The organism is Pseudomonas sp. GM79 (assembly GCF_000282495.1).
Classification (GTDB): Bacteria; Pseudomonadota; Gammaproteobacteria; order Pseudomonadales; family Pseudomonadaceae; genus Aquipseudomonas.
Genome location: NZ_AKJE01000010.1, coordinates 1 through 22,699, shown reverse-complemented (window position 1 = coordinate 22,699; position 22,699 = coordinate 1). Strand labels below are relative to the sequence as shown.

The following is a 22,699-nucleotide window of genomic DNA, read 5'->3' as shown; positions in this document are numbered from 1 at the left end:
AGCTTTAAGCCGCCAGTTAACAGCAGTGCGCGATGTGCCTGCCACCGTGATTGTCTTGCAGCTTGAAGCTTTCAGCTTCGAGCTGCTGTTGAGAGGTTTTAACAATGGCTGAACGTCTGAATAACGACTTCCAGTTCATCGATGTCGGGCGCAAAGATCCGAAGAAGAAACTGTTGCGTCAACGCAAGAAAGAGTTCGTGGAAATCTACGAACCGTTCAAACCCCAGCAGTCGGCCGACCAGGCCCACCGCTGCCTGGGTTGCGGTAACCCGTATTGCGAATGGAAGTGCCCGGTGCACAACTTCATTCCCAACTGGCTGAAACTGGTGGCCGAGGGCAACATCCTGCAGGCCGCCGAGCTGTCGCACCAGACCAACACCCTGCCGGAAGTCTGTGGCCGGGTGTGTCCTCAGGATCGTCTGTGTGAGGGTGCCTGCACCCTCAACGACGGTTTTGGTGCGGTGACCATCGGCTCGGTCGAGAAGTACATCACCGATACCGCGTTCGCCATGGGCTGGCGCCCGGACATGTCCAAGGTCAAACCGACCGGCAAGCGTGTTGCGGTGATCGGCGCGGGCCCTGCGGGCCTGGGCTGTGCCGACGTGCTGGTACGTGGCGGCGTGACCCCGGTGGTGTTCGACAAGAACCCGGAAATCGGCGGTCTGCTGACCTTCGGCATCCCCGAGTTCAAGCTGGAAAAGACCGTGCTGAGCAATCGCCGCGAAGTCTTCACCGGCATGGGCATCGAGTTCCGCCTGAATACCGAAGTGGGCAAGGACGTGACCATCGAGCAACTGCTCGAAGAATACGATGCCGTGTTCATGGGCATGGGCACCTACACCTACATGAAGGGCGGCTTTGCCGGTGAGGATCTGCCGGGTGTGCATGACGCGCTGGATTTCCTGATCGCCAACGTCAACCGCAACCTGGGCTTTGAAAAGTCGCCGGAAGATTTCGTCGACATGAAAGGCAAGAAGGTCGTGGTACTGGGTGGCGGCGACACGGCGATGGACTGCAACCGTACTTCGATCCGCCAGGGCGCCAAAGCGGTGACCTGTGCCTATCGTCGCGACGAAGCGAACATGCCGGGCTCGCGTAAAGAGGTGAAGAACGCCAAGGAAGAAGGCGTGAAATTCCTCTACAACCGCCAGCCGATTGCGATCGTCGGTGAAGACCGCGTCGAAGGTGTGAAAGTGGTCGAGACCCGTCTCGGCGAGCCGGACGCCCGTGGCCGTCGCAGCCCCGAGCCGATTCCGGGTTCCGAAGAGATCATCCCGGCCGACGCCGTGGTCATCGCCTTCGGCTTCCGTCCAAGCCCGGCGCCGTGGTTCGAGCAGTTCAGCATCCAGACCGACAGCCAAGGCCGCGTCGTGGCACCGGAACAAGGCCAGTACAAACACCAGACCAGCAACCCGAAAATCTTCGCCGGTGGCGACATGGTGCGCGGTTCCGACCTGGTGGTAACGGCGATCTTCGAAGGCCGCAATGCGGCTGAAGGGATCCTGGATTACCTGGGGGTCTGAAGACCCCAGCTTCAAGCTACAAGTTGCAAGCTACAAGCCACGGCGCTTGCGGCTTGTAGCTTGAAACTTGCAGCTGCTCCCCTGCGACCAATTGACCCGATAGACAAAAGGAACGGCTCTTGCCGTGCCTTTTGCGCCCGGCTCTGAGAAAATGCCCGCACTTTTTTTCCGGATGCCGACATGACTGCCCTGAAGAACGACCGTTTCCTTCGCGCCCTGCTCAAGCAACCCGTAGACGTCACCCCTGTGTGGATGATGCGTCAGGCCGGTCGCTACCTGCCTGAATACCGCGCCAGCCGTGCCAAGGCAGGTGATTTCATGAGCTTGTGCATGAACCCGGCGTTCGCTTGCGAAGTCACGATGCAGCCGCTCGACCGCTATCCGCAACTGGACGCGGCGATCCTGTTCTCCGACATCCTGACCATCCCCGATGCCATGGGCCAAGGCCTGTACTTCGAAACCGGTGAAGGTCCGCGCTTCAAGAAAGTCATCAGCACCCTGGCCGACATCGAAGCCCTGCCGATTCCTGATCCGCACAAAGATCTCGGCTACGTCATGGATGCGGTCAGCACCATCCGTCGCGAACTGAACGGCCGCGTGCCGCTGATCGGCTTCTCCGGTAGCCCATGGACGTTGGCGACCTACATGGTCGAAGGCGGCTCGTCGAAAGACTTCCGCAAGACCAAAGCCATGCTCTACGACAACCCGCAAGCCATGCACCTGCTGCTGGACAAGCTCGCACAGTCGGTCACTTCGTACCTCAACGGCCAGATCATGGCCGGCGCGCAAGCGGTGCAGATCTTCGACACTTGGGGCGGCAACCTCTCCGCAGCGGCCTACCAGGAATTCTCCCTGGCCTACATGCGCAAAATCGTCAGCGGCCTGATCCGCGAGCACGAAGGCCGCAAAGTGCCGGTCATCCTGTTCACCAAGAACGGCGGCCTGTGGCTGGAAAGCATCGCTGACGCTGGCGCGGATGCGCTGGGTCTGGACTGGACCTGCGACATCGGCGAAGCCCGCCAGCGCGTCGGCAACAAAGTCGCCCTGCAAGGCAACATGGACCCGACCGTCCTTTACGCCAAGCCAGAAGCCATCCGCGCCGAAGTTGGTCGCATTCTCGCCAGCTACGGCAAGGGCAGCGGCCACGTGTTTAACCTCGGTCATGGCATCACCCCGGAAGTTGATCCAGAACATGCCGGTGCGTTCCTGCGAGCGGTGCATGAGTTGTCGGCGCAGTATCACGAGTGATCGTCGCCCAATAAAAAACGCCCGGCTTATGCCGGGCGTTTTTGTTTGAGACATCAGGTAGTACTCGGTCAATGTGGGAGCGGGCTTGCTCGCGAAAGCGGTTGAACATTCAACATCGATGTCGACTGATCCACCGCTTTCGCGAGCAAGCCCGCTCCCACATGGTTTTGCGTCAAGCCTTCACATCGCCCAACGGCGGCAACTTCGCCAGCTTCAACGCCACCAACAACGCAATCACCAACAATCCGCCAATAAACAGCCCGATCCCATTCCATCCACCCAAATGCCAGGCCACACCGCCCGCCGTACCCGCGATACTCGACCCGGCGTAATAGCTGAACAGGTACAGCGACGACGCCTGTCCTCTGGCCTTGATCGCACGACGGCCGATCCAGCTACTGGCCACTGAATGCGCGCCGAAGAATCCAAAGGTGAAGATCAGCATGCCGATGATCACCACCGGCAACGGCGTGAGCATGGTCATGGCGAGGCCAGCGATCATCAGCACGATGGTTGCCCAGAGCACTTTGCGCCGGCCGAGCTGGTCGGCCAGGGCACCGATTTTCGCCGAGCTGTAGATGCCCGACAGGTACACCACCGAGAGCAACCCGACGAAGGCCTGGTCCATGTAGTACGGCTCGGCCAGCAGGCGATAACCGATGTAATTGAACAGCGTGACGAACGCACCCATCAGCACAAACGCCTCAAGGAACAGCAGTGGTAGACCTGCATCGCGAAAGTGCATGGTGAAGCCGTCGAGCAGGCTGCGCGGATGCAACGAGCGGGCGCGGAAGTTGCGCGACTCGGGAAGAATCTTCCAGAACACCGCTGCGGCAATCAGCGCCAGGCCACCGATGACCAGCATCGCCGTGTGCCAGCTGACGAAGTCGATCAATACCCCGACGATCAACCGCCCACACATGCCGCCAATAGCGTTGCCACCGATGTACAAACCCATGGCCAGGCCAAGGTGCTGCGGGTGGATCTCTTCGCTCAGGTAAGTCATCGCCACCGCCGCCAGACCGCTCAACGACAACCCCACCAGCGCCCGCATCACCAGCACGCCTTGCCAGCTCGGGATCATCGCGCTGGCCATGGTGCAGAGAGCGGCGGCGAACAGCGCGGCGACCATCACCGGTTTACGCCCGATGCGATCAGAGATGGGGCCGGTGATCAGCAAGCCGATGGCGAGCATGCCGGTGGCGACCGACAGGATCAGGCTGCTCTGGGCTGCGTTGATGGAAAACTCGTGGGATAGCAGCGGCATCATCGGCTGCACGCAATACAGCAGGGCGAAGGTCGCAAAACCGCCCGAGAACAGCGCCAGCACCGTGCGCATGAACATCGGCGTGCCTTTTTCGATGTAGATCTCGCTTCGCTCGGCGACGACATCATCCAGCGCAGTGGGCGGAATTTCATGGGCGAGTGGGGCGACAGCAGTTTTCACTTCGAACCTCGGAGGGCGCAGCCCGGTCAGGCAATGGAAAAATCATATAGCTGGCTAATGTTTCTATCCAATATATTGTTCGACCTGTTTGATAGGTTTAACGACCTAATGGAGTTCACATGGAATTACGCCACCTGCGCTACTTCATTGCCGTCGCCGAAGAACTGCATTTCGGCCGCGCCGCTCAGCTGTTGGGCATCTCGCAACCACCGCTGAGCCAGCAGATTCAGGCGTTGGAGCAGGAGGTCGGCGCGCGGCTTTTCGAGCGTACCAATCGTCGGGTCGAACTCAGTGAGGCGGGGCGGTTGTTCCTGGAAGAGGCGCGGCTGGTGCTGGCTCAGGTCGACAAAGCGGCCGATGTTGCACGGCGGGCACAACTCGGCGAGTTGGGTGAACTGAAGATCGGCTTCACCTCGTCGGCGCCGTTCAACTCGACCATTCCCCAAGCGATTTTCTCGTTTCGCCAGCGCTTCCCGGCGGTGCACCTGAACCTGCGGGAAATGAGCAGTACCCAAGTGGCCGATGCATTGGTGGACGAATCAATCGAAGTTGGCATCATGCGGCCGCTTGGGCTGCCGGACTCGCTCAGCGTAGTGGAATTGATGCGTGAGCCACTGGTGGCGGTGCTCAGCTCCAAGCATCCGCTGGTGAATGGCAGCGAAGAAGGTTTATTCCTCTCGGCGCTAGCCCTCGAACCATTCGTATTTTTCCCGCGCAGCTATGGCAGTGGTTTGTACGCACAGCTGCTCAGCCTGGCGCGGGATGCCGGTTTCAGCCCGCACTTCGCGCAAGAGGCTGGCGAGGCGATGACGATTATCGGGTTGGTGGCGGCAGGTTTGGGAGTATCGGTGTTGCCGGCGTCGTATCAGCGGATGCGTATTGATGGCGTGGTCTACCGTCCGTTGCTGGATCCGGAAGCTGTGTCGGCAGTGTGGCTGGTGCAGCGCAAGGATCAGAAATCACCGATGGCCAAGGCGTTTGTGGAGTTGCTGACGCGTAAGGTTGAACCTCTGAAGCCGTAATAACGGGCGACCCCAGTGAGGTCACCCGTTTTTCTTTACCAGGCACTAGACCGAGACCTGCACCTGCAATCGTCGACCAATGACGTCCATCAAATCGCAACCATCTGAATCTTGGCCACCACTAAAAACGATCACCGCTTTTCTATTCATGTTGTTCATCCTTGGAATACCCTGACATGTCGCTGGGGTATCGACCCTATCGCGAAACTTATGGTCTCGCTGTGGGACGTTTCCGAAATGAGGTGCTCCGCTTTCCTTTGTTTCATTTCTTTGCTGGAGTGGAGGTGTGGAGAGGCCGTTTTCGTGGATTTATATTTGAAAAAAGGGCGCCTCGAAAGGCGCCCTTCGTCATTGTGGCGAGGGAGCTTGCTCCCGCTTGAGTGCGTAGCGCTCACAAAATCTTCAGTGACGTCAGGATTTGGGGCTGCTGCTGCGCAGCCCGGCGCGAGCAAGCTCGCTCGCCACAGGACGAGCGCTTCGGCTCGTCCTCCTCAATAGGTTGGCATTGAACTCAAGGTCTTACTGAACCTTCGCCAGATTCCCTTTCGACGCAACCCCGGCCATGGTTGCGTCGGAATGGCTGGCAATCAAGATCAAAAGATCGCAGCCTTCGGCAACTCCTGCAGGGGGCGGTGGTGGCAGGGTCATGAATCCCGCAGCATGGTATCCATCGGGATTTCTTGTCAGCGGCTCACGCGTATGCCTGCTGGATCTTGTGCGGTTCTTTGCCTCCATAGTTGAAAACTTCGGCTCCATACCACGTACTCAGCAGTCAGTGCTTTGAAGGCTTCGAGGATCGGCTTGTTCACGGCCCAGTTGCCGTGGCGATTTTGGTACACGTGAACTTCGCCGAACATCAGACGGATCTCCCGCGCGGCAAAGGCTTGCGATAGATAGTCTTGTTTACGGTATTCGGCCAACATCCATTGGGCGATGCGCATCTCTTCATCTGTCCAAGTCATGATGTGGATTCCCGCTTAAGCCCCTTGGGACACAATTGCTTATCGGGACGGAAGAGGTGTTGATTGAGAATGCGTTCAACCTCTTGCGGCGTCTTGCACGAGAACCACAGATTAGCTGGGTAAATCACCATGATCGGGCCGTGGTCGCAGCGGCCCAGGCAGCCCGATGCGTTGGCGCGCGATGTTCCTGGCTCACCCATTTTGGCGAGCTTGCGTTTTGCTGCGCTGAGTAGTTCATGTGCGCCGGAGCCCGAGCAACTACGACGACCATCGGGGCGCAAGTTGGTGCAGATCAGCACATGGTGTTCATAGGCTAGAGTCGGATTTTCTGTGTCATTCATAGATGGTCACGACCTCTATTCAAACTTTGTCGGCGGGAACCGCAACTTTCGATGGTTCCAGATTGAGGGCGAGTACGCTCGTCAGCACCGTGACCGTTCCGACGATGACCATGGTTGAAGGGCGTTCACTCAGAACCAACGAGGCCATCAACATGGCTGTGGGCGGTATCAGGTAAAGCGAAATGGATGCGCGGCTCACGTTGCTGTGCGCCAGTACATATGCCCAGGCGAGGTACGCAAGGGCGCTGGGGAAGATGCCCAGAATGAGCACCGCCAAGTTGACTGAAGTTGAGGCGTTTTGCGCTTCGCTCCACAGGCCCGGGACATACACAAGGAGCAGTACCGTGCCCGACCAAATGGTGTAACACACCATCGTCAGCCCGTCATAACGATGGGAGTGGTGTTTTTGCAAGGCGAAATACAGACTCCAGGACAACGCCGCCAGCAGGATCAGCAGCCCGTGCGCGTCCAGTTCACCAAAGCCACGGTCACCGGTGACTACCACAGCGGCACCGAGTAGGCCGCACAGCACACAGATCCATTGCCAGCCGTTGACCCGATCCTTGAACACGAAATGCGCCAATAACGTGCTGAACAGCGGCGTGGATTGTGCCAGTACGCTGGCGGCCCCGGCGCTAACGCCTTGTTGGCCGTAGTTGAGGGCTATGTGATGCAGGCTGACGGCAAAGAATCCCAGCACAGCCAGCAGTGGCAGGTCCTTAAGGCGAGGCAGGGAAATACGCATCACCAATGCAACCCCGGCCATGAACGTTGAGGCGATGAGAAATCGCACCAGCGCGAGATGACCGGGCTCGTAAGCCTTTAGCCCGATGTGGATTCCAATGGGGGAATAGGCCCAGCAAACGATGACAAAAAACGCCGCTAAAGCGATTTTTACGCCAGGCCTTGTATTCATCAAGACGTCATCCTGGACGCAACACGATTTTGCACGCTGGGCATGGCATGGGCTATACCGTTCCAGTACTGCTCGGTGATGACCAGGAAACGGTTGAACGACGCGCTGACTTCCTCTATGTGCTGGTCGGTGGTGCATTCCTGGGTCGCGGCTTTCACGGCCTGGATCTTGTGTTCTTTTTCCGCATCCCCGATGTGGATGTAGAAATACTCGCAGTGCTCATGAAAGTCGTCGTTATTGGCATACAGATGCTGATAGTTACGCGCTCCTTCGTATAAACGGGTGAGCATCGAATAGGCCAGCCACTCCTGAGCCAACAACGTGCCGAGCACATGGCGCGGATTGTTGTTGTGGCCACCGTCGGTATAAAGACTCAATTGTTCGCGACTAAACGTGCAGGTGCTGTCCAGCACAGGCAGGGCCATGAGTTCGTCCATGCTGTAAGGCCGATCAGCGAGACGGCTGAGAAGGTCGATCAGATAACTTTCCAGCAGGGCGAAGGTTTTTTCCGGGTTGTCGTCGCGCATCTTGGTGTACAGATTTTTGACAACATCAACCTGAGCATGCAGGACGAAAGTACCCAGAAATGACAGGGCGTCCATGTGTGAGGTCTGCCTGATACGGGTCAGGTAGTTTCGAGCAAACACCTCAACGTCGCCGAGGGAGAGTGAGCCTCCCATCCATCGTTGGTAAAACGCGTTATTCAAAGCTTCATGGGTGAGCGCGCTTTCGGCGAGGGACTGGATTTTTCGTTCAACTAACTCCATAGAAACTCCTGCTCATCAAGGGATATGAAGGCTACGGCGTCAGTGCAACGCGCGCTGATTGAAGTATCAAAAGCACATGGCCTCACTACAAGTGACTTAAACTGATCCATCCATTCACTCTGGGTGAGCCATGGAATTGTCCCAACTGCGCATGTTCAAGACGGTTTACGATCTTGGCAGCATCGCGCGCGCCGCCGAGTTGCTGCACTGTGTACCGTCCAATATCACCGCACGGCTCAAGTCCCTGGAGCGGGAGCTCGGCACGCCGCTGTTTTTCCGCGACGGCCGAGGGTTGCGAATCACGCCTGCTGGAGAGGTATTTCTTGATTACGCGACGAAAATCCTGGGTTTGGCCGATGAAGCTCGGCGCGCGGTAGCGCCCACCAATACGCCTGGCGGTCCTCTGCGCATTGGCGCCATTGAATCTAGTGCTACGGGACGGCTGCCCCGGTTATTGGCCAAGTACCATGAGCTGTACCCGCAGGTATCGCTGGAGTTGAGCACCGGCACTTGGGCTCAACTGCTGGACGATACTCAGCATCACCGACTTGATGGGGTGATCGTGGCAGTGAACATTGAACACCCCGGCCTCAAGCGTGCAGTGATCTATCGTGAAGATTTAATCCTCATCGCGTCCGCGTCCCATGGGCCTTTACGCAAGGCGGCAGATCTGCAAGGTAAGGAAATATTCATGTGGCCACCGGGCTGTCCGTACCGCTTCGCGCTAGAGCAGTGGCTATTGCGCCATGGACAGGTGCTGCCGATCGTCAGCATCGCAAGCTATGGCGCCATAGTTGGCTGTGTCAGTGCGGGTGCTGGCGTTTCGCTGGTACCTCGCGGGATCTATGAGCAATACCGTCACAGTGCAGGGTGGCAAGGATACGAATTTCCGGAACTGACGAGTATCGACAACCTGTTTTACTGGCATGAAAACTCAGGTCGACATCCCGCTCGGGAGGCGTTCTTGGCGCTACTGCAGACAGAGTTCGAGGGCGCAACGGCGTTGGAAGGGGAGACCCGTGCACCTCAGGTAGAACCAGACTGAACCAGGCTTCACCAGCACACAGGTACGTGTCTTGAGTTACTGAACCTTCGCCAAATCCCCTTTCAGCGCAACGCCCGCCATGAGCGCCCCGGCGTGGCACTCATAGGTCTTGGCATCCTTGCGCTCATTTTTCTTGTAGAAGCTGACGATGTTGGTCACAGCGTTGGCGCCGGCGTTCTTCGCCGCCTGGTGCAGGCTGATGATTGCCGATTGCGCGACCCATTCGCAGGCCACTTCGTCAGACTTGTTGAAGGCGTTGGTTTTCTTGTTGGTTACGGCGCCGGTGCTGAGCACGGTGACGTTGCCAGTCGGTGTATTGCCTGCCAGGTAGAACTTCACGCTGCCATCGATTTTGCCGGCGCGGGTTGCTTCGGCGACGGCTTTGTCAAAAGGCAGATACACCGCAGTGTCACGGGCCTGGCTGATGCTCGGCAATGCGCAGATCAGCAGGGTGGCGGCGGCAGCGAGTTTCTTGAAGTGCATGAAGGTCTCCTTGACCCTGAGTTATTCGATTACGACCAGCGGCGGAAAATCAACGAGGTGTTGACCCCACCAAAAGCGAAATTGTTGTTCATCACGTACTGGTTGTTCATCTGCCGGAATTCACCGCGCAGGTAATCGAGCGTGCCGCACTGCGGATCGACCTCGTCGAGGTTGAAGGTGTGTACGTACTGGTCGCGGTTCATCATTTCGATGCTGAACCAGGACTCCAGCGCGCCGCAGGCTCCCAGGGTGTGGCCGAGGAAACTCTTCTGTGAACTGATCGGCATGTGTTCGCCGAACAACGCGCTGGTGGCCAGTGTTTCGGCAATGTCGCCCTGTTCTGTAGCGGTGCCATGACCGTTCACATAGCCGATGTCCGAAGGCTGCAGCCTGGCGTCTTCCAGGGCGAGTTCCATGGCCCGGCGCATGGTGAGCTGCTCCGGACGAGTGGCGTGCTGACCGTCGGCGTTGCTGCCGAAACCGACGATCTCGGCGTGGATGCGGGCGCCGCGCGCCAGGGCGTGTTCGAGCTCTTCGAGCACCAGCATGCCGCCGCCTTCACCGATCACCAGGCCATCGCGGCCGGTGTCGTAGGGGCGAGGGCTGGTTTGCGGGGCGTCGTTTTTCAGGCTGGTGGCGTAGAGCGCATCAAACACCATGGCTTCGGTCGGGCACAGCTCTTCGGCGCCGCCGGCGAGCATCAGCGGCAGGCGACCGAACTTGATCGATTCATAGGCATAACCGATGCCTTGGCTGCCGCTAGTGCAGGCGCTGGAGGTCGGGATCAGCCGGCCGGTGAGGCCGAAGAAGATGCTGATATTCGCCGCTGTGGTGTGCGGCATCATCCGCACGTAGGAGTTGGCGTTCAAGCCTTCCGCCACCGAGTTGAGCAGCATATTGCCGAACGCCTTGATCTCGTCGGTGCTGCCGGTGGACGAGCCGCAGGAAACGCCCATGCGCCCGTCCTTGATCGACTCGTCACCCAGCAGCCCGGCGTCCGCCAACGCTTGCTCAGCAGCACCAACAGCGAGCCGCGAGACGCGGCCCATGCTGCGCAGTTGTTTGCGCGTCCAGTGGCCCGGCACTTTGAAGTCATCGATCGGCCCGGCCAGGCGTGTGCTGAGTTCGGTAAAACGATCCCACTCGTCCATGCGGCGGATGCCGCTGCGGTTGGCCGCGAAGTTGGCGGCGATGGTGTCCCAGTCGCTGCCCAGTGAGGTGATGCCGGCCATGCCGGTGACGACGACGCGCTTCATCAGCACAGGCCTCCATTGACGGCCAGAACCTGCCGGGTGATGTACGACGCTTCCGCCGACATCAGGAAATTCACTGCACCAGCCACCTCTTCCGGGGTGCCCATGCGTTGTGCGGGGATCATTTTCATCAGTTCTTCCACCGGCACGTTTTCATCGAGCATCGCCGTGTCGATCAGGCCGGGTGCGACACAGTTGACGGTGATTTTGCGCTTGCCCAGTTCGATCGCCAGCGCCTTGGCTGCGCCGATCAACCCGGCCTTGGATGCGCTGTAATTGACCTGCCCGCGATTGCCGATCAACCCGGAAACCGAAGTGATGCAGACAATCCGCCCGGTGGCGCGACGACGGATCATCGGCATCATCACCGGGTGCAGCACGTTGTAGAAACCGTCGAGATTGGTGCGCATCACCAGATCCCAATCCTCCTCGCTCAGGGCCGGGAAAGCCCCGTCGCGGGTCAGGCCGGCGTTGAGCACCACGCCGTAATAGGCGCCATGGGCTTCGACGTCGGCTTCGAGAACAGCTTTGCAATGGGCACGGTCGGACACGTCGAATTGCAGGATGCGCGCGTTGCGGCCCAGGGCCTCGACTTCGGCCTTGACGGCTTCGGCATCTGCCAGACCGCTGCGGCAGTGCAGCACGATGTCATGCCCGGCCCGGGCCAGACGCAACGCAATGGCGCGGCCAATACCACGGCTGGAGCCGGTGACCAGTACGGATTCAGTCATCACTCGACTCCTTGGGGTTCATGAAGATATTGCGCGGCCTGGGGAGGGCGAAACACGTTCAGCCGGGCTGTGGCGTGGATGCCGGGGGCGGTGAGGTGGCATTCGAACACACCCATGCCGTTGTCGTCTTCCAGCGAGCGTATTCCATGGATGGTCAACTCGGTACCGGCGGGGAAGTGTTCCACGTTGCATTCGAATTTACGGGTGCCGAGCAGGAAACCCAACTCCACCGCATTGCCTTTCTGGCGCGCATGGCAGCCGGCGTATGCGGCAACGCTCTGAGCCATCAGCTCGATGCCGACCCAGGCCGGCAGGCTGCCGTCGGGGCGATTGAACAGGCCGCCGGGTTTGACGGTGAGTCGGGTGTGAATCTGTTCGTCATCGAACGACAGGATCTGCTCGATCAGGATCATGTCGCCAGCATGCGGCAGCAGTTCGGCGAGCGGCCAGGTAATCATGGAGCGTCTCCGATAATCAGGCTGACGTTATTGCCACCGAAGGCAAAGGAATTGCTCATCAGGCAGCGAGGTGCAATGGACGTCAGGTGGTCAGTCGGGGTCACCCAATGCAGGGCCGGCAAGTCGGGGTCGGGCTGGCCGTCCCAGACGTGGGGCGGCAGAGCGTGCTCGCGGTTATCAGTACTCAGGCTCAACCAGCAGAATGCCGCTTCCAGGGCACCGGCGGCGCCGAGGGTATGGCCGGTCATCGGTTTGGTCGACGAGCAGGGCACGCCTTGCGGGAATAGCGTCGTCACGGCCAGGCTTTCCATGGCGTCGTTGTGTTGGGTGGCGGTGCCGTGCAGGTTCAGATAACCGATCTGCTGCGGTTGCAGGCCTGCGCGGCTCAAGGCTTTGCGCATCGCTTGCAGGGCGCCACGGCCGGTCGGTTCCGGCGCGGAAATATGATGTGCATCGGAGCTGGCGCCACTGCCCAGCAGGGCAATCGGTTGGCTGTTGCCGGCGCTTTTGCTCATCAAAAACAGCACCGCCGCTTCGCCGATATTGATGCCGTTGCGGTTGGCTGAAAACGGATTGCAGCGCTGCTCGGACACCGCTTCCAGGGCCGAGAAACCGTTGAGGGTCAGCTTGCACAAACTGTCGACACCGCCACACAACACGGCGTCGCACATGCCCAGGTCGAGCAGTCGTTGGGCGCTCATCAGCGCGCGGGCGCTGGAGGTGCAGGCGGTGGAAATCACATAGGCCGGGCCGCTCAATTGCAGCCAGTCGGCGAGAAACGTCGCCGGTGCGCCGAGTTCCTGTTGCTGATAGTCATAGTCGGCAGGGAACTGATGCTCGCGGATGTAATGGGCCAGACCGCTGCTGGCCTCGTGAATGCCCGAGGTGCTGGTGCCCAGGATGACGCCGATACGATCGCGACCGTAGGTCTGGATCGCCTGCTCGATGTCTTCGCGAATTTGCAGCGCGGCCTCCAGCAGCAATTGATTGTTGCGACTGCTTTGATGCGCCAGCTCAGGCGGAATCGGCGCCAGTTCGCCGCGCACCGCCGCGACCGGCAGCGAGCGTTCCGCCACCCAGCCGGCCTCGCTGCGCATGCCCGAGCAATCGCCGGCAAACAGGTTGCGGGCAACTTCCTGCTTGTCGCGGCCCAGGGCGCAGATCACCCCGAGGGCGTTCAGATAGGCCGTCATGGCGTGTGCTCGCCTAACGGAGTGACGCGATAGTGCGGGCCTTGGGATACGTTCAATTCAAAGCTCAGTGGTTGTGAATAGCGGATGTTCCAGCGTGGTGACAAAGACCGTTGCCCGCCGTCCTGCCGGGCGACGGGATAGTTGCGATGCAACTCGCCCGCAGGGGTCAACGCAAACAACAAGGCAGCGAACAGCTCCCGGGCTTCCGGATTGGGCGGCAGCAGACCGTCGGCCTGCCACTGGCCATCGATCAGTTTCTGCCGTGCCACGGGGATCCCCAAAGGGTCCATCATCGACCAGCGAATGCCTGGGCCTTCACGCTGGATCACCAGCAGCCAGTCCTGACGCTGTTCGGCCATCTGCCGTTCGATGTGCAGTTGCAGCGGCAACGCCAGGTTCGGGGTTCGCTCGGGCAACGGTGCCTGGCTGGCGCAAGCGCTCAGCAACAGGACACAACCCAGAAGCAGGAAACGGATCATCAGGCATACCCTTCAAGAGGCTTGCGCGCGACTACATTGACCAGGGTTTCTTCCCGTTGGCCAAAGGGTTTTGGCTGGCGCAAGCCGAAGCGTTCGAGCAGGCCGAAATCCTTGGCGCGGCTCCACCACAAGTAAGGGTAAGACACGTTCTGCGGGCCGAATTCAAAACCCTGCCGACGAATCATGTCCAGGTAGCCGGCGGCGCTCTTTTGCACGTGCATCGGGTGGCGGAACAGCCAGCGAATCACCCACGTATCAATGTAAGCCTCGGTGGACTCGGCGAACAGCAAATAACCGCCCGGCTTGAGCACCCGATAGAACTCGGCCAGGGCCTGACCCTGCTCGACAAGGTGATGGAAGGTCTGGTGACAGAACAGCAGATCGACGCTGGCGTCCGGCACATTGATGCTCGCGCAGTCGCTGCCGACCAGCTCTACATCCATGCCCTGGCGGGCCGCTTCTGCGCCGCTCAGGTTCAGGCTGTGAGGGTCGGCATCCAGCCCGATCAGGCGTTGAGGCGCGAAGGTCTGGCGCAGGTACTGGAACGATTTGCCCTGGCCGCAACCGGCATCCAGCAATACCGGGTTGTCGGGCAATGGCGCGCTGAACAGGTCGCGCAAATCATTGATCGCCACGCGCAATACATGGTGCTGCCAGGTGTGACTGCGCAGGAACCAGAAACCGAAACGGGTTTCTTCGACGTAGTTGTCGCTCAAGTAACTCATGTCGCGTCCTTTGCGCAAAGGTCCGAGATCATCCGCAGTCGACGTTTGGGTTCGCTGACGAACGGGTTGCGTTCATCCCAGGCGTAACCCGCGAGGATCGAGCTGATCATGCGGCGGATTTCCGCTGCGCCGCCCTGATAGAAAATCACATCCTGAAAGGTCCCGGCGTACCAGCCTTCGACGTAGCAACGGAAGGTGTCGACGCCGCGCTTGAGCGGTTCGGCGAATTCGGTCTGCCAGTTGACGCTTTCACCTTGCAGTTGGCGGTGCAGCACCCCGGCGGCCATGCTCGCCGAACGCATGGCGATGGTCACGCCGGAAGAGAACACCGGGTCGAGAAATTCCGCCGCATTGCCCAGCAGCGCGAAACCTGGGCCATGCAGGGTTTTGACGTTGGCCGAGTAGCCACCGATGGTCCGCGCGGGCGTATCCCACACGGCGTTGTTCAGTACAGCGGCCAGGCTTGGGGTTTCGGCGATGAAGCCGCGCAGGCAGTCGTCCAGATTCTCGGTGCGGCCTGCGAAGTGTTCGGCGGCCGCCACAACGCCCACCGAGCAACGGCCGTTGCTGAACGGGATGGTCCAGAACCAGATATCGCGCTGGGTCGGATGGGTGGTGATGAGGATTTTCTCCCGGTCGAAAGCCGGGCTGTCGATACAGTCTTCGACGTGGGTGAACACGGCCTGGCGCACCGGGAAATTCGACGGTGCTTCAAGGTCCAGCAAGCGCGGCAGCACGCGACCGTAGCCGCTGGCATCGAGCACGAAGTCGGCCTCGACGCGGTACTGGCTACCGTCTTCGCGCAGCACATCGAGCTGCGGTTTCTCCAGGCTGAAATCGGCGCTGACGATGGCTTCGCCGTAACGGACATCGACACCTTGCAGCTCAGCCTGATCGGCCAGCAGCTTGTCGAAGTCGGCGCGCTGGACCTGGAACGTCGTCGGCTTGCCGTTGGTGAACGTGTCGCCGAAATCGAAGGTGCTGTACTGATCGCCCCAAGCGAACGCTGCGCCGTTTTTGCGCTGGAAACCAGCCGCATTGACCGCCTCGAGCATGCCGGCTTCTTCGACGAAATCCAGGCAGTGGGACAGCAGGCTTTCACCGATGGAAAACCGTGGGAAATGCTGGCGCTCGATCATCAGCACATCATGACCTTTACGCTTGAGCAGCGCGGCGGCGATGGCGCCCGAGGGGCCGGCGCCGATGACCAGTACCTGACGACGTTCCATTTCAACTGTTGGCACGGGTGCTCCTTGCCGGGGCGGCGATGTTCAAAGGGATTCGGTGCATGCCGGCGAGTGCCGGCAGCAGGGTTGCGATCAGGCCCATCAACATCAGCGCGAAATACAGCGCCGGGCTGATGAGCTGTTGTTGCAGCAGCAGGTTGAGAAAGACGATCTCGCTCAAGCCGCGAATATTCAGTAAAAGGCTTTCCCGCCAGCGGCTGGCACCTTCAAACGAGGCGCCGGCCCAGCCGAGGCCCAGCCAGTTGCCCAACAGTTTGCTGGCGATTGGCAGCAGCAAGAGCGCGGCCAGTTGCACCCAGCCGAGGCTGGCCATCGCGCTGTGCACGTTGATCTGCACGATACCGAACGTGAGGATCAGCGGGATGGCGATCCAGGTCTGCAAACGGCTCATCCACGCCGCCGACAATGGCAGCACCAATGGCACCTTGAGCGCGGCCATGCACAGCAGATAGCCGATGCCGAAAATCAGTGCATTGAGTTTGAAGTGTTCGGCGACCACCAGCAGCGCGAAGAAGCAGCCGCTGTGCAGCAACGGTTGGCGCAACCCGAGCAGGCGCAGCAACAACGGCAGACAGGCGCCGGCCAGCGGCAGCAAGAGGCTGCTCAGGTGCAGGCTGCCCTGGGCGAACGCGAACAAGGTCCAGCAGGTCAGGTCGATCAGGATCGCGGTTTGCACCAGACGCCGGGTGGCGGCGGGCGGGTAGTTGATGTGTCGCAGGTACAGATACAACACCGGAATTGCGGTGATGGCGAACAGCAGACCGACCGCCAGCGAGCTGATCCACGGCTGTGGCGGCAACAGCCAGAACGCTGTCGCCAGCCCGCAGGCGAACGGAATACAGAAACTCGGCAGGGCGATTTTCAGGCTCTGGCGTTCCAGCCGCAGGTCGATCACGTCGCTGAGAATGTGCCCCAGCAGCAAGGCAAAGCTCAGGCTGTAGAGGTTTTTCAGCCAGCCCGGCGAGATCAGGTCGGCACCGCTCAGTTGCCAGCCCGGTTCGATCCAGAAGTACATCAGCAGCGGCAGGCCGAAGGTCGCCAGCAGCAACTGACTGACGATCGGAATCAGACCGAAATGACGACCGACACGAGTGGCCACGGCGAACAACACCAGGGCCATCATCCAGAACACTGCGACCATCATGCTGCCGGCTCCGTAACTGGGGCGGCATGGACTTGGCGTCCGGCCCACGGTGCCAGGATGAAACTGAACGCCAGGCCAAGGCTCACCGACAGGCCGAAATTGCTCACCGCCGGCGTGCTGGACACCGCCAGCAGGCCGAACGACAGCCAAGTGGTCACCGCTGCCAGCAAGGTGCCCAGCAGACTCGCCGCGGCGCCGCCGATCTGTTCGCGCATGAGGATCGCGTAATCGACGCTGATGGCCGTCACCAGCAGCAGGCCGAACAGGCTGAACAATGTCAGCGGCTGACCGAGCCAACCGAGGCTTGCCAGACTGCACAGGGCCGCCAGCAGCGGCAAAGAGACGATTCGCAACGCGCCACCGAAACCGAATGGCAGGATCAGCACCAGCACGATCAACACGCAGGAGGCGAGTTTCAATTCAGCGGCGCTGATTTGAGTGGCGGCGAAAACCTGGTTCAGTTCGCCGAGGCGATCCACCAGTTCCACACCCGGCAAGTCCAGCGCCTGAACCCGCAACAGCGTGGGATTGTTCAAGCCTTGCAGGCTGACCATCGCGGCCACGCCGTCCTCAGTCGGCCCCAGCCACAGGGTGCGATAGGGCTCGGCCAATGGACCGGCCAGCGCCGTGTCTATGTCTTCGGTGGGCAGCGCCTGCAACGTTGCCAACTCGGCCTGCAACGCGGCGGCCGGTACGCCGAGGTCGAGCAACGGTTGCCAGAACTGCGGCAGCTTGCTCAGTGCTTCTCGCACTTTGCGCTGTTCGCTCGGTTGGCTGACCAGTTGATTGAGCGACAGATAACCCTGGAGTTTTTCCAGATTGACCAGTTGATCCAGGCGCTCGCTCAGTGCCGTCAGGCGTTCGAGCAACGCCTGCTGATTGGCCGCGCGCACCAGGAAAAACTGGCTGGTAGGTTGATAGCCGGTGATACGTGCGATGGTCTGGGCTTCGTCGGTCAGTTGCTGCGGTGTGCCGACCCATTGGCGAATGTCGTTTTTGCTCTGCAACTGCAACAGACCGCCGACACAGAAGGCGATCAGCAGTGCCAGCAGCACTGGCGTGCGCAAGTATTTCAGCAGCGATTCTCGCAGCTCCAGCAACTTCTCGGCGATGCGCATCGGCCACTGCGCCGGGCGCAGAACCACACCCTTGAGCAGCGCCGGCAGCAGGCACACTGCCGACAGGTAGGCGCCAAGCAGGCCGGCGGCGGAGAACACGGCAATTTGGGTCAGGGCCGGGAACGGTGTCCAGGCCAGGGCCAGGTAGCCGATGCAACTGGTGATCAGGCTCAGGGTCAGCCCCGGCAGGGTCAGGCGTAACGCCGGCCAGCTGTGCCAGGGTTTCAGGCTCCAGCTTTTGGACAGGTAATGCAGCGGGTAATCCACCGCCACGCCGATCAGGCTTGAGCCCAGCACCAGCGTCATCACATGCATGTGGCCGAACAGCGCCACGCAGGCCACCGCACCAAACAACATGCCCACCAGCACCGGGACGAACGCCAACAACACCCGCCAACGCCGGAAGGCCAGCAACAGCAGCAACAGAATCCCGACCGTGGCGCCGCCGCCGACCCAGGTCATTTCGCGCGCGGCTTGCCGTTGACCGCTGGCGGCATACAGCAAGCCACTGGCGGCGAGCAGTTGCACATTGGCCTGGGCGGCTTCTTCGCGACTGTGTTGCAGCAGGTCAGCCACTTGCAGCGGCAGGTTCATGTCGAACGCGTTGCCGGCGGTTCGCGCCCGCAGCATCACCCAACTCTGACCGTCGGCATTGGCAACCAGCGTACCGCTGCCGATGTCCAGTTGCACCGAGCCGTGTTGTGGCTGGCTGTTCTGGATGCGCCCGGTCAGGCCGAGCCAGTCGTCCTGACTCGGTACCAGGCTGAAGCCGGTGAACGGGTCGAACAGGGCTTGTACCCGTTGCTGGATAAAGGCGTCAGGGTGCTCGATGAGTTGCTGCCGATCAGCCGCGGACAGCATCGCCAGGCGGCCTTGCAGCAATTGCGTGCGCAGCGCCGGCAAGTCGGCTTGCAGGGTCCACTGGACCTTTTCGAAGACGCCGCTGGCCTGCCATTGCTCGCCAAGTTTTTGCGCCATGGCGATGGCTTGCTGGCGGTCCTTATGGCCAACCAGTACCAGCATTTCCCGGTTCAGCGGTTCTTGCATGCGTTGTTCGGCGCGCAGTTCCAGCGCGTCCGGCGCGGTGCCCGGCACCAGTTCCATCAGGTTGGCCGACAGCGGTGCACCGTCACGCCATTGCCAGCCGGCGAGCGCGAGCACCGCCAGCAGCAGGACCAGAAACAGCCGCGGGAGCATCCGTTCACTCGGCAAAGTCATGTTGCTCCGCATCGCTCAATGGTTGTGCGCTGGTGCTGTCCTGCATGCGCAACAGGGTTCGGTCACCCTGGGTTTCGAGCAGCTCGATGCTGTGCACCAGTTCGCCGCCGTCAATGTTGATCTGATTGAACACCTGCTTGAGCAGCATCGAGCGCGGGGTCAGGGTCAGCTTCCAGCGCTGTGCATCGCCGCTCAGCGAAAGCTCGAAATCCCGTTGCAGGCCGCTGCTGTCGCCTTGTAGCACCGCGAGGAACAAACGGTTCTGTTCGGCGCCGGCACTCTTGTTCGGCAGCATTTGCCAGCCGCTGGCATCACGCCGGGCAATGCCTTTGTCGCTGATGCGGTAGTCCTGTTGCAGCGGGGTTTTCAGCAGCCAGAGCAGACCATGGTTCTTTGCCAGTACGAAGGTGCCCTTGCTGGTCAGCGGCTGTGGCAGGGCGCGCAGGTGTTTTTCCTGGATGAAGCTGCCGTGGATCACATCGGGTTTGGCCAGTTGATCGCTGAGCTGTTGCAGATCGAAGGCCTGCGCCAGCGAAGAAAAACTCACCATCAATATGCCCAACACAATGCCGTAGCAGCTGCCGAGCCCGCGAGGCTGCGTCCGGCGGCGAAGCCGTCGTAAAACCTGCGCATGCGGTGCTTCAGGGAAATCGCAGGGCGACTGCTGCGCAGTCGAACGCAGGCTTCGCCAGCTGCTACAAAGGGATCGCAAGTTCATGGCAGCATCCTTTCAACCGCATCGGTGAACACCTTCGGTGACGCCAGCTGCATTTCGCGGCTGCTCATGTCGACGGCGACCTGCACGGAACAGGCGCGGGTCAGGCGTTCGCCGGTGGCCAGATCGCTGATCAGGTAATTGATCTTCAGGCGGTTTTCCCACTCCACCAGGCTGGCGCGCACATTCAGCTTCTGGCCGAACACCGCGCCGCGTACATAGCGCAGCTGCAGGTCGATCACTGGCCACGCGTAACCCGACGCCACCATGGCGTCGTAGTTGTGGCCGATCCTGTCCAGCAGCGCGCAGCGGGCGACCTCCAGGTATTTGACGTAGTGGCCGTGCCAGACCACGTTCATGGTGTCGACGTCAAAGAACGGTACGAGGATTTCCGTGTCGGTGTGCAGCACTCCCTTGCTACGCATGCAGCCTCCAGTGTTGTTCGGCGATACGTTGCAGGCACAGGCGCAATTCGCCTTCCAACGCACGGTCTTCGATGACCGGCGGGAAGTCCTTGGCCAATTCTTCGTGCATCGCGGCCAGTGCTGGTGGCAGTGGCCGCGCGTCTTCAGCCTGGCCGCGCAGCCAGACGCCTTGGTTGGCGGCCAGCAGCGTGGCGGCGGCGACCTGTTCGGTCAGTTCCAGCACGCGGATGGCGTCGCGGGCAGAGATGGTGCCCATGCTGACTTTGTCCTGGTTGTGGCACTCGGTGGAGCGCGAGAAGACGCTGGCCGGCATGGTATTTTTCAGGGCTTCGGCGGTCCAGGCGCTGGTGCCGATCTGCACCGCCTTGAAGCCGTGATTGAGCATCGCGCGATCGGCGGTGGCGCCAGACAGGTTGCTCGGCAAGCCATGGTTGTAACGCTCGTCCACCAGCAGCGCGAGCTGGCGGTCGAGCAAGTCGGCGACGTTCGCCACCAGGGTTTTCAGACTGTCCATGGCGAACGCGATATGGCCGCCGTAGAAGTGCCCGCCGTGCAGCACGCGTTCGGCTTCGGCGTCGATGATCGGGTTGTCGTTGGCGCTGTTGAGTTCGATCTCGATGAACGAGCGCAGCCAGTTCAGGCTGTCGGCCAGCACACCGAGCACGTGCGGCGCACAACGCAGGGAATAGCGGTCTTGCAGGCGATGCAGCGGCGCGGTCGGCGCATCGATCGCCAGATCCTTGCGCAGCCACGCGGCAACTTGCATCTGCCCGGGATGGGGTTTGGCGGCGAACAGACGCTCGTCGAAGTGCTCCGGGTTGCCCTGCAACGCGACTACGTTCAGCGCGGTGATGCGCGTGGCCAGTTGCAGCAGGTAATCCGCGCGCGCATAAGCCAGGCAGGCGAGGCCGGTCATCACGGCGGTTCCGTTCATCAGCGCCAGCGCTTCTTTGGGGCGCAATACCAGCGGTTCCCAGCCGAGTTCGCTGTGCACATCGGCGGCTTGTCGACGCTCACCGCGGAACATCACTTCGCGCTCGCCGGACAAGGTCGCGGCAACGTAGGACAGCGGCGTCAGATCACCGCTGGCGCCCACCGAACCTTCTTCCGGAATCAGCGGCAGAATGTCGTATTCGAGGAAGGCTTGCAGGCGCTCCAGCAGTTCCACGCGTACTCCGGAAACGCCTTGGCAAAGCGATTGCAAACGCGCCGCCAGCACCGCGCGGGTGGCTTGGGCGTCGAGCAGTTTGCCCAGGCCGCAACCGTGGAAGGTATACAGATGACGGGGCAGGGCTTCGACGTGGTGCAGCGGCACCGCCACCACACAGGAATCGCCATAACCGGTGGTCACGCCATAGATCACGCCTTCCTTGTCCAACAGGGAATCAAGGAATTGCGGGCCCTTGGCGATGCGCTGGCGAAACTCGGGGTCGCCCTGCAACTGCGTCGGCACCTGACGGTTGGCCAGGGCCAGCACGTCTTCGATGCGCAAAGGGAGTTCGCCGAAGGTTACCGGCTCAAGCGTTGGCGTCGTCATCGGTCTTCCAGAAAGGGTAAAAGTTGAACCATTGTTGGGGTGCTTCGAGGCAATAGTGACCCAGGCGTTCGGCATAGCGGGAGGCCCACTGATGAATGACCTGTTCGCGGTCGCTGCGTTTCCACACGATGGCGTCGGCGAACGGTTCGAGGGTCAGTCGATAGTCGCCAGTGGGTTTCTTCAGGCACAGCATCAGGTTGATCGGGCATTTCAGCAGGCCGGCCAGCAACCATGGGCCCTGAGGAAACGCGGCTTGATGACCGAGGAAATCCACGCTCACGCTACGTCCGCCATGCAGCGGCACGCGGTCGCCAGCAATCGCCAGCCATTCTCCGCGCTCCAGGCGTTCATGCAGTTGCAGCATGATCACCGGGTCCAGCTCGCTGACCTGGATCAGCCGCAGATTGGTCGCCCCGGCTTCGCCCAGCAGACGGTTGAATTGTTCGGCGTGCTTGGTGTGCACCAGCACGTTCATGGTGACTTTCTCACCGATCTCGGCCAGCGCCCGGCAGACTTCGAGATTGCCCAAGTGCGCGCCTACCAGCATTTGCCCGCGTGTGCCGCGCAGTTTATTGCGCAGCAGCGCCGGGTCGATGATTTCGATTTGATCGATGCTCAGCTTGCCATTCCACACATCGAGTTTGTCGAGCATGGAATCGGCGAAGGCCATGAACTGGCCGAACACCCGCCAATGGCTCCGGC

General features: G+C 60.7%; 23 protein-coding genes. 4 read left to right on the top strand and 19 right to left on the bottom strand.

Annotated features, from left to right (window positions below):
• Positions 1–104: 104 nt before the first annotated feature.
• Positions 105–1,523, top strand: a complete 1,419-nt coding sequence (locus tag PMI36_RS27125; RefSeq protein ID WP_008067643.1) for an FAD-dependent oxidoreductase — start codon at positions 105–107, stop codon at positions 1,521–1,523.
• A 180-nt stretch (positions 1,524–1,703) separates the two neighbouring features.
• Entirely contained in the window at positions 1,704–2,771 is a 1,068-nt protein-coding gene (gene hemE, locus PMI36_RS27130) for a uroporphyrinogen decarboxylase (protein WP_008067641.1), read from the top strand.
• Between the two features lie 172 nt (positions 2,772–2,943).
• Here hemE and PMI36_RS27135 read toward each other — a convergent pair whose 3' ends face one another.
• Entirely contained in the window at positions 2,944–4,185 is a 1,242-nt protein-coding gene (locus PMI36_RS27135) for an MFS transporter (RefSeq protein WP_443216676.1), read from the bottom strand.
• A gap of 152 nt (positions 4,186–4,337) precedes the next feature.
• Between PMI36_RS27135 and PMI36_RS27140 the strand changes: the two genes are divergently transcribed.
• The gene (locus tag PMI36_RS27140; RefSeq protein WP_008067637.1) at positions 4,338–5,240 is read left to right on the top strand and encodes a LysR family transcriptional regulator; all 903 of its coding nucleotides are present in this window, start codon (positions 4,338–4,340) and stop codon (positions 5,238–5,240) included.
• Between the two features lie 683 nt (positions 5,241–5,923).
• On the opposite strand, the gene PMI36_RS27145 is transcribed toward PMI36_RS27140, so the two are convergent.
• From PMI36_RS27145 to PMI36_RS27155, 4 genes are read right to left on the bottom strand one after another with little or no spacing between them, the layout of a single operon-like run.
• Complete coding sequence (locus tag PMI36_RS27145) at positions 5,924–6,202, bottom strand: DUF6953 family protein (protein ID WP_008067635.1); 279 nt, start codon at positions 6,200–6,202, stop codon at positions 5,924–5,926.
• The gene (locus PMI36_RS30175; RefSeq protein WP_008067633.1) at positions 6,199–6,543 is read right to left on the bottom strand and encodes a (2Fe-2S) ferredoxin domain-containing protein; all 345 of its coding nucleotides are present in this window, start codon (positions 6,541–6,543) and stop codon (positions 6,199–6,201) included. The genes PMI36_RS27145 and PMI36_RS30175 overlap by 4 nt, the downstream gene beginning before the upstream one ends.
• 19 nt (positions 6,544–6,562) lie before the next feature.
• Complete coding sequence (locus tag PMI36_RS27150) at positions 6,563–7,459, bottom strand: DMT family transporter (RefSeq protein ID WP_008067632.1); 897 nt, start codon at positions 7,457–7,459, stop codon at positions 6,563–6,565.
• Complete coding sequence (locus PMI36_RS27155) at positions 7,459–8,226, bottom strand: hypothetical protein (RefSeq protein WP_008067629.1); 768 nt, start codon at positions 8,224–8,226, stop codon at positions 7,459–7,461. The genes PMI36_RS27150 and PMI36_RS27155 overlap by 1 nt, the downstream gene beginning before the upstream one ends.
• 130 nt (positions 8,227–8,356) lie before the next feature.
• On the opposite strand from PMI36_RS27155, the gene PMI36_RS27160 reads away from it, so the two are divergent.
• Positions 8,357–9,271 (top strand): LysR family transcriptional regulator, encoded by a 915-nt coding sequence (locus tag PMI36_RS27160; RefSeq protein WP_008067628.1) that lies wholly within the window; start codon positions 8,357–8,359, stop codon positions 9,269–9,271.
• A gap of 36 nt (positions 9,272–9,307) precedes the next feature.
• Here the strand turns inward: PMI36_RS27160 and PMI36_RS27165 are convergent, their stop codons facing one another.
• The 14 genes from PMI36_RS27165 to PMI36_RS27225 all read right to left on the bottom strand — a co-directional run.
• The gene (locus PMI36_RS27165; protein ID WP_008067623.1) at positions 9,308–9,754 is read right to left on the bottom strand and encodes a hypothetical protein; all 447 of its coding nucleotides are present in this window, start codon (positions 9,752–9,754) and stop codon (positions 9,308–9,310) included.
• A 29-nt stretch (positions 9,755–9,783) separates the two neighbouring features.
• The gene (locus PMI36_RS27170) at positions 9,784–11,010 is read right to left on the bottom strand and encodes a beta-ketoacyl-ACP synthase (RefSeq protein ID WP_008067620.1); all 1,227 of its coding nucleotides are present in this window, start codon (positions 11,008–11,010) and stop codon (positions 9,784–9,786) included.
• Entirely contained in the window at positions 11,010–11,738 is a 729-nt protein-coding gene (gene fabG, locus PMI36_RS27175; RefSeq protein ID WP_008067618.1) for a 3-oxoacyl-ACP reductase FabG, read from the bottom strand. The genes PMI36_RS27170 and fabG overlap by 1 nt, the downstream gene beginning before the upstream one ends.
• On the bottom strand, positions 11,738–12,196 hold the full coding sequence (locus tag PMI36_RS27180) for a hotdog family protein (RefSeq protein ID WP_007899158.1): 459 nt from the start codon (positions 12,194–12,196) through the stop codon (positions 11,738–11,740). The genes fabG and PMI36_RS27180 overlap by 1 nt, the downstream gene beginning before the upstream one ends.
• Entirely contained in the window at positions 12,193–13,389 is a 1,197-nt protein-coding gene (locus PMI36_RS27185; RefSeq protein ID WP_008067616.1) for a beta-ketoacyl-[acyl-carrier-protein] synthase family protein, read from the bottom strand. Before PMI36_RS27185 ends, PMI36_RS27180 begins: the two co-directional genes overlap by 4 nt.
• Entirely contained in the window at positions 13,386–13,868 is a 483-nt protein-coding gene (locus tag PMI36_RS27190) for a DUF3261 domain-containing protein (protein WP_008067614.1), read from the bottom strand. The genes PMI36_RS27185 and PMI36_RS27190 overlap by 4 nt, the downstream gene beginning before the upstream one ends.
• Positions 13,868–14,593, bottom strand: coding sequence for a class I SAM-dependent methyltransferase (locus tag PMI36_RS27195; RefSeq protein ID WP_008067612.1), 726 nt, complete (start codon positions 14,591–14,593; stop codon positions 13,868–13,870). The genes PMI36_RS27190 and PMI36_RS27195 overlap by 1 nt, the downstream gene beginning before the upstream one ends.
• Complete coding sequence (locus tag PMI36_RS27200; RefSeq protein WP_008067610.1) at positions 14,590–15,837, bottom strand: NAD(P)/FAD-dependent oxidoreductase; 1,248 nt, start codon at positions 15,835–15,837, stop codon at positions 14,590–14,592. The genes PMI36_RS27195 and PMI36_RS27200 overlap by 4 nt, the downstream gene beginning before the upstream one ends.
• Positions 15,824–16,984 carry a hypothetical protein gene (locus PMI36_RS27205; protein ID WP_008067608.1) on the bottom strand — a complete coding sequence of 387 codons (1,161 nt, stop codon included), beginning with the start codon at positions 16,982–16,984 and terminating at the stop codon, positions 15,824–15,826. The genes PMI36_RS27200 and PMI36_RS27205 overlap by 14 nt, the downstream gene beginning before the upstream one ends.
• Entirely contained in the window at positions 16,981–19,320 is a 2,340-nt protein-coding gene (locus tag PMI36_RS27210) for an MMPL family transporter (protein WP_008067607.1), read from the bottom strand. The genes PMI36_RS27205 and PMI36_RS27210 overlap by 4 nt, the downstream gene beginning before the upstream one ends.
• Positions 19,304–19,870, bottom strand: coding sequence for an outer membrane lipoprotein carrier protein LolA (locus tag PMI36_RS0129325; RefSeq protein WP_050549248.1), 567 nt, complete (start codon positions 19,868–19,870; stop codon positions 19,304–19,306). Before PMI36_RS0129325 ends, PMI36_RS27210 begins: the two co-directional genes overlap by 17 nt.
• 164 nt (positions 19,871–20,034) lie before the next feature.
• Positions 20,035–20,460 carry an acyl-CoA thioesterase gene (locus PMI36_RS27215; RefSeq protein WP_007903171.1) on the bottom strand — a complete coding sequence of 142 codons (426 nt, stop codon included), beginning with the start codon at positions 20,458–20,460 and terminating at the stop codon, positions 20,035–20,037.
• Positions 20,453–21,997: an HAL/PAL/TAL family ammonia-lyase gene (locus PMI36_RS27220; protein WP_008067605.1), complete on the bottom strand. Its 1,545-nt coding sequence runs from the start codon at positions 21,995–21,997 to the stop codon at positions 20,453–20,455. The genes PMI36_RS27215 and PMI36_RS27220 overlap by 8 nt, the downstream gene beginning before the upstream one ends.
• Positions 21,978–22,699 (bottom strand): LpxL/LpxP family acyltransferase (locus PMI36_RS27225; RefSeq protein ID WP_008067604.1); only part of this gene is annotated, 722 nt, incomplete at its 5' end. The genes PMI36_RS27220 and PMI36_RS27225, both read right to left, overlap by 20 nt.